Consider the following 14,901-nt stretch of genomic DNA (forward strand, 5'->3'; position numbering starts at 1 on the left):
CAAGCAACCAGCCCCCTCTCAGAAACCAGCCACCAGAACAGATCACGCCGTCAGCATATCCCTTCCCATCCGATGCAATTGTCAAAAGAACAAAACCAACGTTTCCAAGAGGTTAGAAACCCTCAGCGCCGCGGTGAACGGGGATATAGGCCTCGGGTGGGTCCGTGTCAACACGATGACAACGGCGATTCTCGACGTCCCAATCCGCCCGCCCGCCCGCCAATCACCAAAAGCCCCGTAAAACCGGCTCTTCTGCTGCATTGCGGCAAAAACCAGCCCGCCTGGGCAGGCAAGATATGCGTCATGCGCATACCTTGCCTGGTCCCTTTGCGCTCAGGCCATTTCGACGGCGTGGCCGTTCAGGATCAGCCCTTCCGGGCCCGCGGACACATGGATGGTCTCTCCATTATGGATGGAGCCCTCCAGCAGCAGCGAGGCGAGCGGGTTCTGCAGCGAACGCTGGATCACCCGCTTGAGCGGCCGCGCCCCATAGACCGGGTCGTAGCCCTCGTTGGCCAGCCAGTCGACTGCAAGGGGATCGAGATCGAGCGTGATCTTGCGATCGCCTAGCAGGCCCCGCAGCCGCGAGAGCTGGATCGACACGATACCGGCCATGTCGGCGCGCTGGAGGCGGTTGAACAGCACGATCTCATCCAGCCGGTTGAGGAATTCGGGCCGGAAATGGTCTCGCACCACCTTCATCACCTGCGCCTGCACCAGAGTGGCCGGCTCGCCATCGGGCTGATTGGCCAGCACCTCGCTGCCGAGATTGCTGGTCAGGATGATGAGAGTGTTGCGGAAATCGACCGTCCGACCCTGGCCGTCGGTCAGTCGCCCGTCATCGAGCACCTGGAGCAGGATGTTGAAGACGTCCTCGTGCGCCTTTTCCACCTCGTCGAACAGGATCACCTGATAGGGGCGCCGGCGCACCGCCTCGGTCAGCACCCCGCCCTCGTCATAGCCGACATAGCCAGGCGGCGCGCCAATCAGGCGGGAGACGGCGTGCTTCTCCATGAATTCGCTCATGTCGATGCGCAGCAGGGCACGCTCGTCGTCAAACAGGAACTCGGCCAGCGCCTTGGCCAGCTCGGTCTTGCCGACACCGGTCGGGCCGAGGAACAGGAACGAGCCGATCGGCCGGTTGGGGTCCTGCAGCCCGGCCCGGGCCCGGCGCACGGCGTTGGAGACAGCCACCAGGGCTGCCGCCTGGCCGATCACCCGGTGGTGGAGCTCGTCTTCCATGCGCAGCAGCTTGGCACGCTCGCCCTCCAGCATCTTGTCCACCGGCACGCCGGTCCAGCGCGACACCACGGCGGCGACGCCCTCTTCAGTAACGGCCTCGGACGCCAGGCGCTCGTCGCCGCCGGACTGACCCTCGGCGATCTCACTTTCAAGTGCGGGGATCACGCCGTACATCAGCTCCGACGCCCGGCCGAGATCGCCGCGGCGCTGGGCCACCTCGACTTCCGAGCGGGCGGCGTCGAGCTTCTCCTTGAGCTTCTGAACGGTCTGGACCTTGTCCTTCTCGGTGCGCCAGGAAGTGGTCAACGCATCGGAGCGCTCTTGGAGGTCGGCGATCTCGCCTTCCAGTGTCGTCAGCCGGTCGCGGCTGGCGGCATCGTCCTCGCGCTTGAGGGCCTCGCGCTCGATCTTGAGCTGGATCAGCCGGCGGTCGAGTTCGTCGAGCGCCTCCGGCTTGCTGTCGACCTGCATGCGCAGGCGCGACGCCGCCTCGTCGATCAGGTCGATCGCCTTGTCGGGGAGGAAACGGTCCGTGATGTAGCGGTTCGACAGCGTGGCGGCGGCGACCAAGGCGGCATCGGTGATGCGCACGCCGTGGTGAAGCTCATACTTCTCCTTGATGCCACGCAGGATCGAGATGGTGTCGGCCACACTCGGTTCGCCCACGAAAACCGGCTGGAAGCGTCGGGCGAGGGCGGCGTCCTTCTCGATGTATTTGCGATACTCGTCGAGCGTGGTGGCGCCGATGCAGTGCAGCACGCCGCGGGCCAGCTCCGGCTTGATCAGGTTCGACGCATCCATCGCGCCGTCGGTGCGGCCAGCACCGACCAGCGTGTGCATCTCGTCAATGAACAGGATGATCGACCCGGCGGCCGACTCGATCTCCTTGAGCACCGCCTTGAGCCGCTCCTCGAACTCGCCACGGAACTTCGCCCCCGCGACCAGAGCGCCGAGATCGAGTGACAGCAGCTTCTTGTTCTTCAACGCCTCCGGCACGTCGCCATTGACGATGCGCAGGGCGAGACCCTCGACGATGGCGGTCTTGCCAACCCCCGGCTCGCCGATCAGCACCGGGTTGTTCTTGGTGCGGCGGGCGAGCACCTGAATGGCGCGCCGGATTTCCTCGTCGCGGCCGATCACCGGGTCGAGCTTGCCCTCGCGGGCAACGGCGGTGACATCGCGGGCATATTTCTTCAGCGCGTCGAAGCCTGCCTCGGCATTCTCGCTGTCCACCTTGCGGCCCTTGCGGGTGAGCTCGACGGCCTTCTCCAGCGCCGGCGCGCCGGCGCCGGCTGCCTTCAGAGCACGGCCGGCCGCGGTGTCGGAGGCGGCGAGCGCGACCAGCAGGCGGTCCTGTGCGACGAAACTGTCGCCGGCCTTCTGCGCACCCTGTTGGGCGGCATCGAGCACGCGCACCAGATCAGGGGTGGCCTGTGGCTGGCCCGCGCCCCCGCCCTGCACCTTCGGCAGCCGGGCGAGGTCGGCATCGTTGGCGGCGCGTACCGCCTGGGCATCACCACCGGCGGCGCGGATCAGGCCCGACGCCGCACCCTGCTCGTCATCGAGCATCGCCTTGAGCAGGTGCTCTGGCGTAAGTTGTTGATTGTAATCGCGAATGGCGATGGTCTGCGCGGCTTGCAGGAAACCGCGCGAGCGTTCCGTGAACTTCTCGATATCCATGGTCTGTCCCTCTCACTCAGGCGACATGTTCAGCAGGACGACACCCCTCATCAAAGGCGATATCGATCACTGTCACGTGAAGAGGTGGGGAGAACAGGCCCTGAACACAAGGCGTGCCAAGGAAGATTGAGCTCAGGCGGACATGGCGGCCAGCGAGGCGTGCTCTGCGACCCGTGCGAGCGGCGGAACACTCATCCGGGAGGACGGCGCCGCAGCGGCGGGGCGCAGGGCGGCCTCCATGTCGGCGTTGATCTCGAGCAGCGCCGCGAGGCTGGGGGCGCTCTCCCCCATCGCGCGCAGGCTGCGACGGGTGCTGAACAGACCGAGGCGGAGGATGTCGTCGCGCAGGACGGACGGCAAGGCGCAACGTTCGGAGGCGACATCCTTGAGGATGATCGACCAAAGATCATGGTTGCGGCCCAGGGCGAGGACGCGCTCGTGCGGCGTGCGGGCCTCGCGGAGCGCGCGATTGACCATGGCGAACGCCGATGCCTCGATTTCGCGCGGGCTCATGCCGCCAGTGTCGGCGACGCCGGCGCGCCGGTAGGGATTGTAGACCATTTTTCGTCAGCTCCCGGGAGTTCCGTTGGCGTCTTGCGGGCGGGGCGAGATCCCCGCCCGCAACCCGTCAGCGGAACAGGCTCAGGATCGACTGCGACTGCGAGTTGGCCATCGAGAGCGACTGGATGGCGAGCTGCTGCTTGGTCTGCAGCGAGGTGAGCTTGGCGCTTTCCTCGGAGAGGTCGGCATCGGTCAGCGCACCGACACCGGTCGTCAGCGCATCGCTCAGAGTGCTCTGGTAGCTCTGCAGGCTGGTGATCTGGTTCTGCTGCGCGCCGAGTGTCACGGACATCGCACCCAGCTTGTTGATGGCCGCATCGACATTTGCCAGCGCGGCGTCAGACCCGGTCCAGGCGGAGCCGGTCACTGCCGTGCCGTTCGCGGCCGGCGTCGCCGAGGCACCGGTGGTGACCACGTCGTTGCCAGCCACATGCAGGTCGACATCGGCCGCGGTCGTCGCGTTCTGCGTGAGGCTGACGGAGAAGCCGGCGCTCTTCATCGCGGCGACGAGCGCATCCTGCGCGCTCTGACCGGAGGCGGGCACGACGGTGACCGCGTGGCTGATGCCGGTGACGTTCTTGACGGCGTCCTGAGTGACGGTGTCGACCGTGCCTGCGCCGGTCGTGGCCAGGGTAAACGTCCAGCTCTGTGACGGGGTGGCGCTGGTTCCGGTGGTGACGCTATTGGCCAGGGTGACGGAGCCACCGGTCCCGATCGCGCCCAGCCCGGTGAAGGTCACGCCCGACGAGGTGGTGCTCAGATTGGCGAGACCGAGGCCGGCCGAGGTGGCATTCATCGCATCGGTGGTTGCCGAGTTGGCGCGGCCCACCGTGATGGACTGCGAGGCGTCGGCGCTGGTGATCAGCTTCAGCTGGTTGGACGTTACCGAGCCGCCGGTGTTGCCGGAGATCAGATTGACGCCGGAGAAGGTAGCGTTCTTGGCGTAGCTGTCGATGTTGCTGAGCAGGTTGCTGATCTGCGAGTTGATGGTGGTGGGGTCGATCGAGGCCGACTGGCCTTCCGACACCAGCGTCTTGAGCTGGGTCAGCACGCTGCCGATGCTGGTCAGGGCGGAGTTGGCGGTCGAGACGACCTGCGCACCCGTGGACAGGCCGGACGACACCGCCGAAAGCCCGGAGATCTGGCTGTTCATCTTCTGGGCGATGACATAGACGGCCGGGTCATCCGCCGCACTGTTGACCTTCTTGCCGGACGAAACGGCATTCGAGGTCGCTGTCAGGTCGGCGTTGGTCTCGCGCAGCGTCTGCAGGGCGGCGAGGGCGGCGGTATTGGTGTTGATCGAGAAGGCCATGAGTTTTTACTCCTATGGAGGGTTTTCCACAGGAGTGGTTTTCGGCCGCAAAGATTAACCGGGCGTTTACGCTCGGCAGCGATGATGGAGGCGGTTCAGATATGGGTCCGCAGCCATGAGTATCTCCTCCCTCGGCGGGTCGCCGGTCGCGACCTTCATCCAGATTGCCGGCAACGAGACCAGCGCGGCACAGAAGGCGCAGAAGGCCTCGGCGAGCGAGACCAGCGCTCTGGCGCATTTCACCGCCGCCACCAAGACACTGACCTCGCCGGCGGCCCTGCTGAAGGACTACAAGACGCTCCAGGTGGTGCTGTCGGCCTACGGAATGTCAAACCAGATCAACGCCACGGCCGTGCTGAGCAAGCTAATGACCCAGGATCCGACCAGCGCGACCTCGCTGGCCAGGACCTCGGGCAACGCGGCCTGGCAGACCTTTGCCAGCGCGATGTCATCGTGGAAGCCGACGCCATTCACCGCCTCGGTGGTGTCGAACATCACCCAGGGCTATGTGCTGGCGCAGTACGAGAACCAGCAGCAGGACGCCTCGCCCGGCCTGGGTGATGCGCTGTATTACGCGCGCAATGCGAGCTCGGTGAAATCCGTGTCGCAACTGATGGCGGACAGCCGGCTGCTCAATGTCACGCTGATCATGCACGGGGTCAATCCAACGCAGTATGGCGCGCTCGACTACACCCTGCAGAAGCAGATGGTGACAAAGATGGTGAACCTGTCGGATTTCAAGTCGACCAGCACCATCAACCGCAACGCGGAGCGCTACCTGTGCATGCTGCAGACCAATCCGGACTGGGCACCGACGGCGCCGAGCGCGGGCAGCGCGAATCCGTTGCTGACGTTGTTCAACAGCTCCGGCGGCGCCAATTCCCTCACGGCACTGGCGGCAGGGGCGCTGTCGTTTTCGGCGTGAGCGTGGCAAAGCTCTGCGTCGCCTCTGCCCGCAGGATTTTGCCATGAGCCGCTACTGGAGCCCGATCGTTCACGAGCTGACCCCTTATGTGCCGGGGGAGCAGCCGCAGATCGAGGGGCTGGTCAAGCTCAATACCAACGAGAACCCCTACCCCCCCTCCCCCGCAGCGCTTGCGGCGATCCGGGCTGCGGCGGATGAGCGGCTGCGGCTGTATCCGGATCCGGAATCCACCGCGCTGCGGGCCAGGCTCGCCGAGACACACGGGCTGGATGCAGCGGAAGTGTTCGTCGGCAACGGCTCCGACGAGGTGCTGGCGTTCATCTTCCAGGGACTGCTGAGGCATGATCGGCCGCTGCTGTATCCCGACATCACCTACAGCTTCTATCCGGTCTATTGCGGGCTGTACGAGATCGCGCATGAGCTGGTGCCGCTCGATGACGGGCTGCGGATCGATGTGGCGGCCTATGAGGGGCGGCAGGCGGGCGGGGTGATCCTGGCCAATCCGAACGCGCCGACCGGGATCGCGCTGCCCTTGCGTGACATCGAGCGGCTGTTGATCGCCCATCCGGACGCGCCGGTGGTGATCGACGAGGCCTATGTGGATTTCGGCGGCGAGAGTGCCGTTCCGCTGATCGGCCGGTACCCGAACCTACTGGTGACGCAGACACTGTCGAAATCGCGCTCGCTGGCCGGGCTGCGTCTGGGGCTGGCGTTCGGGCAGGCGCCACTGGTCGACGCGCTGAACCGGATCAAGAACAGCTTCAATTCCTACCCGATCGACCAGCTGGCGGCTGCCGGGGCGCTGGCGGCGCTCGGCGACGCGGCGCATTTCGAGGCGACGCGGGCCGCGATCATCGACGAGCGCGCGGCGCTGGTGTCGGCGTTGACGAAGCTCGGCTTCGAGGTGCTGCCGTCAGCGGCGAATTTCGTCTTCGCCCGGCATCCGGAGCATGACGGCGCCGAGCTCGCCGCGGCGCTGCGGGCGCGGGCGGTACTGGTGCGGCATTTCCGGCAGGCGCGGATCAGCGATCATCTGCGCATCACCATCGGCACGCCGGCCCAGCATCAACGACTGCTGGAGGCACTGGAGGCAATCCTGTCCGCCGGGTGAAAAAATGGTGCAACGCACAATTTGCTTGCGGAAGGTCGGTGGGCGATGTATTTGTTGCATCGCACCAATTGAGGCGCACCGGCCAGACGGCATCCCGCCGCAAGGCCCGCGCCCGGGAAGACGACGATGTCCGCCTCTACCCATGAACTCGCCCTCGCCCCTGTCGGTCTGCGCGACATGGTTCGTGCGTTCTTCGGCTCGGCGCGCCGGCTGCACGCCACACGTACCGAGGCCCATGCGGCGCGCGTCCGTGGTGTGGTCAACACCTACAGCGATCGCGCTGCGGACGATGCGCAGCTCGGCCGGCTCGATTTCATTGCCCTGCGCGGCAGCAGCTTCGCGCCGCACCGCTGATCGGGCCCGGCCCGGGGTAGGCAGGGCGAGCGGATTCACCTAAGGCTTCGAGGGTCGAAACCACGAGCCGACAGGATCGAACTTGCGCGCCTACCACGGACAATTTTCCGACAACCAGCCGATCAAGCGCAACGCGGCCGAAAAGCAGAAGCTGCTGAGGGAGCTGCGCGAGACGCTGGCCGGGATGAAATCGCATACCGCCAACACGCTGCGAGACAGCATTCGTCGACGGATCGCCGAACTCGAAGCCGAGCTGCGGCAGAAATAGGCGACGCATCACCATCAGACGCCCGTCCGGATCATTCCGGGCGGGCGTTTATCATTCTACCAGCAGGTATAGCCGCCATCGACAAGCACCACCGCACCGGTCATCAGGCTGGCGGCATCGGAGGCGAGGAAGTGCACGACCGAGGCCACCTCGTCAGGCTGACCGACGCGGGCCATCGGCGTGTTCTCGATCCAGTGCGGATAAAGTGCCGGGTTCTCCATGCCGAAGCGGGTCATGGTGGTTTCGATATAGGTGGGCGCGACCGCGTTGACCCGCACGCCGCGCGTCGCCCATTCGGCAGCCAGCGACTTCGTCAGATGGTGAACCGCCGCCTTGGACGCATTGTAGGCGGATTGTTCCTGCGGCTTGTTGACGATCTCGGCCGACATCGAGCCCATGTTGACGATCGCGCCGCGCCCCTGGGCCAGCATCAACCGGCCGAAGGCGCGGTTGGCATAGTAGGTGCCATCGAGGTTGATCGCCATCTGCACGCGCCACCACTCGTCGGTGCCGTCTTCGGCGCGGATCTCGCTTTTGCAGATGCCCGCGCAGCAGACCAGGATGTCGACATGACCGTATCGCGCCTGGAGCTCGGCGGCGGCGGCATCGACCGAAGCCGAGCTGGTGACATCCATCTTCACGCTGTCACCCTGCGGCAGGCCAGCCGCCGCCTCACGGGCGACCGTCTCGTCGAGATCGGCGATCACCACCGTCGCTCCCGCTTCGGCGAGCGCGGCCGAGCAGGCGAGGCCGATATTGCGCGCGCCGCCCGTGACCACCGCCACGCGGCCGTCGAGACGCAGTTTTTCGAGGTACATCGGACTGATTTTCCGTCTGTTCGGGGTCAGGAGACGGCGCGGATGCGCGCCGCCTCGGCGCTCGGGTCGTGGCGGTGCAGGCGCGGCACCGCCTGGCCCTGCCCGTCGAAAACATGGCTGACGGTGCCGTCGAAGCCGAGATGCACGGTGTCGCCGATGGCGATGGTGCTGCTGCCGTCGGTCTGCACCAGCCAGCTTTCGCCGGAGTCGGTTTCCAGATGCACCAGGGTCTGGCCACCGAGATGCTCGACCACCACCACCCGGCCACTCAGCCGGTCGGGTCCCGCCGTGCCGGCGACGGTGATGTCCTCGGGGCGGGCGCCGAAGGTGATGGCAGCCCCCGGGGCGAGGCGATCGCCAGCGACCGCGACATCGAGCACAGGCCCGGAATCGAGCGCGATGCGCACGCCATCTGGGCGGGTGTCGAGCACGCGGCCGGGATGCAGGTTCATCTTTGGCGCGCCGATAAACCCGGCGACGAAAATGTTGGCCGGGTCGCGGTAGAGCTCGAGTGGCGAGCCGAGCTGCTCGACGCGGCCGGCGCGCAGCACGACGATCTTGTCGGCGAGCGTCATCGCCTCGATCTGATCGTGGGTGACATAGATCATCGTCGCAGCGAGCTCGTTGTGCAACCTTGCGAGTTCGAGCCGCATCTGGCCGCGCAGGGCTGCGTCGAGATTCGACAGCGGCTCGTCGAACAGGAACACCTTGGGCGAGCGCACGATGGCCCGGCCGATGGCGACACGCTGGCGCTGGCCTCCGGAGAGCTGGCGCGGGGTGCGGTCGAGATAGTCGGTGAGCTGGAGGATGCGCGCCGCCTCCTCCACCTTCGCGCGTCGTTCGACCACGGGCAGCTTGGCGAGCTTGAGCGCGAATTCCATGTTCTGCCGCACGGTCATGTGCGGATACAGCGCGTAGGACTGGAACACCATCGCAAGGCCCCGCCCGGCGGGACCGGTCTCGTTCATGCGGACACCGTCGATGGCGAGTTCGCCGCCGCTGATGTCCTCGAGCCCGGCGATCATGCGCAGCAGGGTGGACTTGCCGCATCCTGACGGTCCGACGAAGACGACAAACTCACGGTCGGCGACATCGAGCGACACGCCCTTGATGGTTTCGGCGGCAGCGCCCGGATAGCTCTTGCGGATGTCGCGCAGCGTCAGTGTGGCCATGGGTCGAAGATCCTATTTCACGGCGCCGAAGGTCAGGCCACGGACGAGCTGTTTCTGGCTGATCCAGCCCAGCACCATGATCGGCGCGATGGCCATCGTGGACGCCGCCGACAGCTTCGAGAAGAACAGGCCCTCGGGGCTGGAGAACGAGGCGATGAACTGGGTCAGCGGGGCGGCTGCGTGCGAGGTGAGGTTGAGGCTCCAGAACGCCTCGTTCCAGCACAGGATCAGCGACAGCAGCCCGGTCGAGGCAATGCCGGGCATGGCCAGCGGCAGCAGAAGGTGGCGGATCTCGTCACGCTGGTTCGCACCGTCCATCCGACCGGCCTCGAGGATATCCTTCGGGACTTCCTTGAAGAAGGTGTAGAGCATCCACACCACGATCGGCAGGTTCATCAGCATGTAGATGGCGATCAGACCGATGCGCGTATCGAGCAGGCCGAGATTGCGGAACAGCAGGTAGATCGGGATCAGCACACCCACGGGGGGCAGCATCTTGGTCGACAGCATCCACAGCAGCGTGCCGCGGGTGCGCCTGGTCGGATGAAAGGCCATCGAATAGGCGGCAGGAACCGCAAACAGCAGGGCGAGCGCGGTGCCGCCGACGGAAACGATGACGCTGTTGAGCGCGAACAGCAGGTAATTGGCGCGCGACTGCACCTCCGCATAGCCCTCGAGAGTCGGGTGGAAGAGCAGCAGTGGCGGGGTGGCGATGGCGTCGGTCTCGGATTTGAAACTGGTCAGCACCATCCAGGCGATCGGGAAGAACATCGCCAAAGCAACCAGCCAGCCGAGCACGCCGACCGCCCAGTGCGCACGCTCGCCGACAGTGCCGGAGGCGCGAAGCTTGACGGGGGTGTCGGAGATCACCGTTGCCATCGCTCAGGCCTCCAGATTGCGCGCGATACTGCGCACCAGGAAGATCGCCACGATATTGGCGAGCACGATCGCCACCACGCCGCCGGCCGATGCACCCCCGACATCGTATTGCAGCAGCGCGCGGGCGTAGATCAGGTAAGCGAGTGTCGTCGTCGCTGTACCGGGGCCGCCGGAGGTGGTGACGAAGATCTCGGCGAAAATGGTCAGCAGGAAGATCGTCTCGATCATGATCACCACGGTGATCGCGCGCCGCATGTGCGGCAGGATGATGTAGACGAACTGCGCGATCGGGCCCGCACCGTCGAGCCGGGCGGCTTCCTTCTGCTCGCCGTCGAGCGACTGCACGGCGGTGAGCAGGATCAGCACCGCGAACGGCAGCCATTCCCACGAGACGATGATGACGATCGCCGCCATCGGATATTGCGCGAACCAGTCGATCGGCGCGAAGCCGAACGCATGGGCGACGACCCCGAACAAACCGTAGATCGGGTGCATCATCAGGTTCTTCCACATCAGCGCGCTGACGGTCGGCATCACGAAAAACGGTGCGATGACCAGCAGGCGGGCGATGTTGCGGCCCGGAAACGCGGTGTCGTAGAGCACCGCAAGCAACGTTCCCAGACCGACGGTGATGACCAGCACAGAGACCACCAGGACCAGCGTGTTGACCAGCGAAGTCCAGAAATCGGGATCGGTGACGAGATAGTAGTAATTGTCGATGCCGGCGAAGCCGGTCTGGGTCGGATCGAGCAGGTTGTAGCGCTGGGTGGAGAACCACAGCGTCATCGCCAGCGGCACGATCATCCACAGCAGCAGCACCAGCACCGAGGGCGCGAGAAACGGGAGGCCGGCGCCTCGGCTGCGGGATGCGGGCATCGTGCTCGCCGACATGGCCGGTCCTCCCCCGATCTGCGTGCGGCTCAGTGCGCGAGACCGGCCTGGCGCACGGTGCGCTGCGTGGCCGACTGCGCGGATTTGAGCGCCTGGTCGGCACTCAGCCCGCCGGTCAGCGTGGCGGCAATGGTCTGCCCGACCTGGGTACCGATGCCCTGGAACTCGGGGATGCCGACGAACTGTGCGCCGACATAGGGCCGCGGCTGTGCGGTCTTGCCGTTCGGGTTGGAATTGTCGATCGCATCGAGCACGAACGAGGCGAACGGCGCGACCGCCTTGTATTGCGGGTTGGCGTAGGTCGACTGCCGCGTGCCAGCGGGCGCCGAGACCCAGCCGTTGGTCTTGGCGACGAGATCGACATAGGCCTTCGACGTCGCCCAGGTGACGAACTTCTCGGCCGCACCCTTGTGCGTGGACGACACCGGCACCGCCAGCGCCCAGGACCACAGCCAGGTCGGGCCGCCGGTATAGCTGCCGGTCGGCACAGGCGCGAAGCCCACCTTGTCGGCCACCGTGCTCTGTTTCTTGTCATACAGCAGGCCGGCGGCGACGGTGGAGTCGATCCACATGCCGCAATGACCGGACGCGAACAGGGCGAGATTCTCGTTGAAGCCGTTGGACGTCGCGCCGGGCGGGCCATCGGCCTTGAGGATGCCGTCATACCAGTCGAGCGCCTTGTGCCAGGCGGGCGTGTCGATGGTGGCGTGATAGCCATCACCGAACCACTGACCGCCCATCGCGGTCACCAGCATGGTGAAGAACGCCATGTTCTCACCCCAGCCGGGCTTGCCGCGCAGGCACATGCCGTAGACACCATTGGACTTGTCGGTGATCTTGTCGGCGAACTGCCGGATCTGCTCATAGGTCGGCGCGGTGGGCATGGTCAGCCCGGCCTTCTTGAACAGGTCGGTGCGGTAATAGGTCATCGCGCTTTCGGCATAGAAGGGCAGCGCGTAGATCGCGCCCTTATAGCTCAGCGAATCGCGCACCGGCTTGAGCAGGTCGTCGGTATCGTAGGCGGCGTCGGGGGTGATCTTCTCGAGCCAGCCGCGCTGCGCCCAGATCGGGGCTTCGTAATTGCCGATGGTCAGCACGTCGAACTGGCCGGCATGGGTGGCGATGTCGGTGGTCACGCGCTGGCGCAGCGTGTTCTCTTCCAGCACCACCCAGTTGAGCTTGATGTCGGGATTGGCTTTCTCGAACGCGTCGGACAGCTTCTGCATGGTCACCATGTCGCCGTTGTTGACGGTGGCGATGGTGATGGAGACCGGCTCCGCATTGGCCCCGGCGGCGAGAGAGACGCTCGCCACTCCGGCAAGCAGACAGGCACGAATCACGCGCCCGTGAATGGACGCAATGCTGGCTTTAACTGACACGGCCTGAAGCCCTCCCCGATGTCATTTTTCAGTCCAGACCGTCAGGCAGCCTGGTTGATGATGACACTGCGCGCAGGCTCCCGCCCCGTCAAGCAGCGCGCACTTTGCCGCCGTGCCGTGGGCCTGCTACGAATCGAGGCAGCGATCCTTTCGGAGATCACCATCATGAGCGGAATTCTCGGCGGCCTTCTCGGCAGCCTGACCGGCGGCGCGGGCGGCAGCAACGAGCGCGAAGGCAGCCTCGGCGGCCCGCTGGGCGGGGTGGGCGGCGCCGCGATCGCCGGTTTCGTCGCGCATGCGATCGAGCAGGCCGGCGGCATCCAGGGACTGATCGCCAAGTTCGAGCAGGCCGGGATGGGCGACAAGGTGCAGTCCTGGATCGGCTCGGGCGCGAATCTGCCGGTCAGCTCGGCGGAGTTGCAGCAGGTGCTGCCGGCGGGACAGATCGACGCCTGGGCGCAGGCGCACGGCCTGCCCGCCGGTCTGGCGACCCAGGTGCTGGCGCATGTGCTGCCGAGCGCGGTCGATCACGCCACGCCGCAGGGCGCGGATACGAACGGCCAGCCGGTGGGCGCGCCGGCGCAGGGCGACGCGATCACCTCGATCCTGGGCCGGCTGCTCGGCTGACGCCTATGGCGCGATGGTGATGCGGCCGACCCCGCTGATCTCGCGCCGATGCACCACCCCGACCGGGTGGGCGAGCGAGATGCTGCCCACGCCGCTGACATCGAACCAGCCCTCACGCACGATGGCGCCGATGCTGGCCTGACCCACGCCGCTGAGATCGAGATGGGCATGGCCGATCTCGCCTGCACCGACGCTCAGAGCGGAACTTCCAGACAGGTCGGCATCGAGATCGCCCTCGATATGGTCGATCGAAATGGCACCAGAACCACTGCTCGACAGGTCGACCGGGCCGGCGGCGGCGACCGAGACGGCGTTGGCGCCGGACAGCCGCAACACCATCGGGCCGCCCACGGCGCCGATGCGATAGTCGCCGACCGTCGATTCCGTCACGTGCAGCGCCATCCCGGGCGGAACCAGGATCGTCGCCAGCAGCGTGGGTTTGCGGTCGTCCGACAGGCCGTGCGCGCAGAAATGGCCGGTGATCCTCGCCTCGCCATTACCCGAACCGAGCGTCACCGATGTCAGCTCCTGCGGATTGGCGGCGGCGAGGTCCAAACTCACGCGCCCTTTCAGCGACGGGTCGGGCGTGATGACCACCCGCTTCGCGCAGAGATCGTCGATCGACAGCGAGGTACCGGTCAACACGGCCGCGCGGGCGGCGACCGACAGGCACAGACCTGCGACGGCGAGGGGCAGGAGCCAGCGAGGGGGCATGGGGATTCACTCCGGATAAGGCGTCTTGCCTCGATGCCTCGCAAGATACATGCCAAGCCGGAACAACCTGGTTTGCGCTCGCCGCCCTACACCCGACCTGGCGTACGAGGCCATAATTTTACGGATCCGCGATGATCGTGGCGTATTCCATCACCCTGCGTGGCACGACAAGTGTCACCACAATGTCGCGCGCCACGGCACGGGCGGTCGCTACTTTGCGCCGATGGATGCCCTGACCCGCGAGTCCGCCGGGCTCGAGACCACCGTCGATCGCTCCACCGCTCCGGCACCCGACCGGGGCGGCACGGCACTGTTCCTGCGCCGGTGGCTGGCCCATCCATTGCAGATGGGCTCGGTGGTGCCATCCTCGCCGGCGCTGTGCCGCCGCCTGGTGCGGGCGGCCTGGCCGCAGGAGGGCGAGACGGTGCTGGAGCTCGGCGCCGGCACCGGAGTGATCGGCCGCGCCCTGCTCGATGCAGGACTGCCCCCCGAACGGCTGATCGCGGTCGAGATCGTCCCCGCCATGGCCGCCCACCTGCGACGCAGCCTCGCCGGGGTGCGGGTGATCGAGGCCGACGCGCGCGACCTGCCCGCCCTGCTCGCCGCCGAGGGCAGCCCGCCGCTCGGGGCGCTGATCTGCGGCATCCCGCTGGTTCTGCTGCCGAAGGCGGCGCAGGCGCGCTTCATCGACACGATGCGCGCTCTCGCACCGGCGCTGATGCGCCGGCGCGGGTTCCTGCATTACTCCTACTGCGCGACCTCGCCGCTGCCGATGCGCGCGCACCGGCTGGCAGGGAGGCGCGAGTTCTGGACGCCGCTGAACTTTCCGCCTGCCAGCGTCTGGCGTTATCGCGATGTCGCCTGATCCGAACTCGTAAATACGCTTAAGCATTTTTGCGGACAGGCGAGCCAAAACCGCGCTTGCCGAAGCGCAGGCTCGGTGCTACGTCCCTGCTTGGTTGACGTAT

At 66.3% G+C, this 14,901-nt stretch carries 15 protein-coding genes; 6 read left to right on the top strand and 9 right to left on the bottom strand.

What is annotated here, in order from left to right; translation table 11 throughout:
* Positions 1-333: 333 nt before the first annotated feature.
* The 3 genes from clpB to FHR90_RS17655 all read right to left on the bottom strand — a co-directional run bounded on the left by clpB (position 334) and on the right by FHR90_RS17655 (position 4,795).
* On the bottom strand, positions 334-2,922 hold the full coding sequence (gene clpB / locus FHR90_RS12345; RefSeq protein WP_176622056.1) for an ATP-dependent chaperone ClpB: 2,589 nt from the start codon (positions 2,920-2,922) through the stop codon (positions 334-336).
* A gap of 132 nt (positions 2,923-3,054) precedes the next feature.
* Complete coding sequence (locus FHR90_RS12350; RefSeq protein ID WP_176622055.1) at positions 3,055-3,483, bottom strand: flagellar biosynthesis regulator FlaF; 429 nt, start codon at positions 3,481-3,483, stop codon at positions 3,055-3,057.
* 67 nt (positions 3,484-3,550) lie between these two features.
* Entirely contained in the window at positions 3,551-4,795 is a 1,245-nt protein-coding gene (locus FHR90_RS17655; RefSeq protein ID WP_176622054.1) for a flagellin N-terminal helical domain-containing protein, read from the bottom strand.
* 115 nt (positions 4,796-4,910) lie between these two features.
* On the opposite strand from FHR90_RS17655, the gene FHR90_RS12360 reads away from it, so the two are divergent.
* From FHR90_RS12360 to FHR90_RS12375, 4 genes are all read left to right on the top strand, one after another.
* Complete coding sequence (locus tag FHR90_RS12360; protein WP_176622053.1) at positions 4,911-5,720, top strand: DUF1217 domain-containing protein; 810 nt, start codon at positions 4,911-4,913, stop codon at positions 5,718-5,720.
* A 43-nt stretch (positions 5,721-5,763) separates the two neighbouring features.
* Entirely contained in the window at positions 5,764-6,831 is a 1,068-nt protein-coding gene (gene hisC / locus FHR90_RS12365; protein ID WP_176622052.1) for a histidinol-phosphate transaminase, read from the top strand.
* A gap of 126 nt (positions 6,832-6,957) precedes the next feature.
* Positions 6,958-7,185, top strand: a complete 228-nt coding sequence (locus FHR90_RS12370; protein ID WP_176622051.1) for a hypothetical protein — start codon at positions 6,958-6,960, stop codon at positions 7,183-7,185.
* Positions 7,186-7,267: 82 nt separating this feature from the next.
* Positions 7,268-7,453: a hypothetical protein gene (locus FHR90_RS12375; RefSeq protein WP_176622044.1), complete on the top strand. Its 186-nt coding sequence runs from the start codon at positions 7,268-7,270 to the stop codon at positions 7,451-7,453.
* A 56-nt stretch (positions 7,454-7,509) separates the two neighbouring features.
* On the opposite strand, the gene FHR90_RS12380 is transcribed toward FHR90_RS12375, so the two are convergent.
* Genes FHR90_RS12380 through FHR90_RS12400 form a run of 5 tightly spaced genes read right to left on the bottom strand, consistent with a single transcriptional unit; the run spans position 7,510 to position 12,553 of the window.
* The gene (locus tag FHR90_RS12380) at positions 7,510-8,271 is read right to left on the bottom strand and encodes an SDR family NAD(P)-dependent oxidoreductase (RefSeq protein WP_176622050.1); all 762 of its coding nucleotides are present in this window, start codon (positions 8,269-8,271) and stop codon (positions 7,510-7,512) included.
* A 26-nt stretch (positions 8,272-8,297) separates the two neighbouring features.
* Entirely contained in the window at positions 8,298-9,443 is a 1,146-nt protein-coding gene (locus FHR90_RS12385; RefSeq protein WP_176622049.1) for an ABC transporter ATP-binding protein, read from the bottom strand.
* A 12-nt stretch (positions 9,444-9,455) separates the two neighbouring features.
* The gene (locus tag FHR90_RS12390) at positions 9,456-10,322 is read right to left on the bottom strand and encodes a carbohydrate ABC transporter permease (protein WP_176622048.1); all 867 of its coding nucleotides are present in this window, start codon (positions 10,320-10,322) and stop codon (positions 9,456-9,458) included.
* A 3-nt stretch (positions 10,323-10,325) separates the two neighbouring features.
* Entirely contained in the window at positions 10,326-11,213 is an 888-nt protein-coding gene (locus FHR90_RS12395; RefSeq protein WP_176622047.1) for a carbohydrate ABC transporter permease, read from the bottom strand.
* A gap of 29 nt (positions 11,214-11,242) precedes the next feature.
* Positions 11,243-12,553, bottom strand: coding sequence for an extracellular solute-binding protein (locus FHR90_RS12400; RefSeq protein ID WP_266152723.1), 1,311 nt, complete (start codon positions 12,551-12,553; stop codon positions 11,243-11,245).
* Positions 12,554-12,649: 96 nt separating this feature from the next.
* Between FHR90_RS12400 and FHR90_RS12405 the strand changes: the two genes are divergently transcribed.
* Positions 12,650-13,219: a YidB family protein gene (locus FHR90_RS12405; protein WP_183275333.1), complete on the top strand. Its 570-nt coding sequence runs from the start codon at positions 12,650-12,652 to the stop codon at positions 13,217-13,219.
* Positions 13,220-13,222: 3 nt separating this feature from the next.
* Here FHR90_RS12405 and FHR90_RS12410 read toward each other — a convergent pair whose 3' ends face one another.
* A complete protein-coding gene (locus FHR90_RS12410; RefSeq protein WP_176622045.1) occupies positions 13,223-13,933 on the bottom strand; it encodes a hypothetical protein in 711 nt (236 codons plus the stop codon).
* A gap of 223 nt (positions 13,934-14,156) precedes the next feature.
* Here FHR90_RS12410 and FHR90_RS12415 point away from each other — a divergent pair, with 223 nt between their 5' ends.
* A complete protein-coding gene (locus FHR90_RS12415) occupies positions 14,157-14,798 on the top strand; it encodes a class I SAM-dependent methyltransferase (protein ID WP_183275334.1) in 642 nt (213 codons plus the stop codon).
* Positions 14,799-14,901 lie beyond the last annotated feature (103 nt).

Origin of the sequence: Endobacter medicaginis, assembly GCF_014192375.1 — a bacterium.
GTDB classification, from domain to species: domain Bacteria; phylum Pseudomonadota; class Alphaproteobacteria; order Acetobacterales; family Acetobacteraceae; genus Endobacter; species Endobacter medicaginis.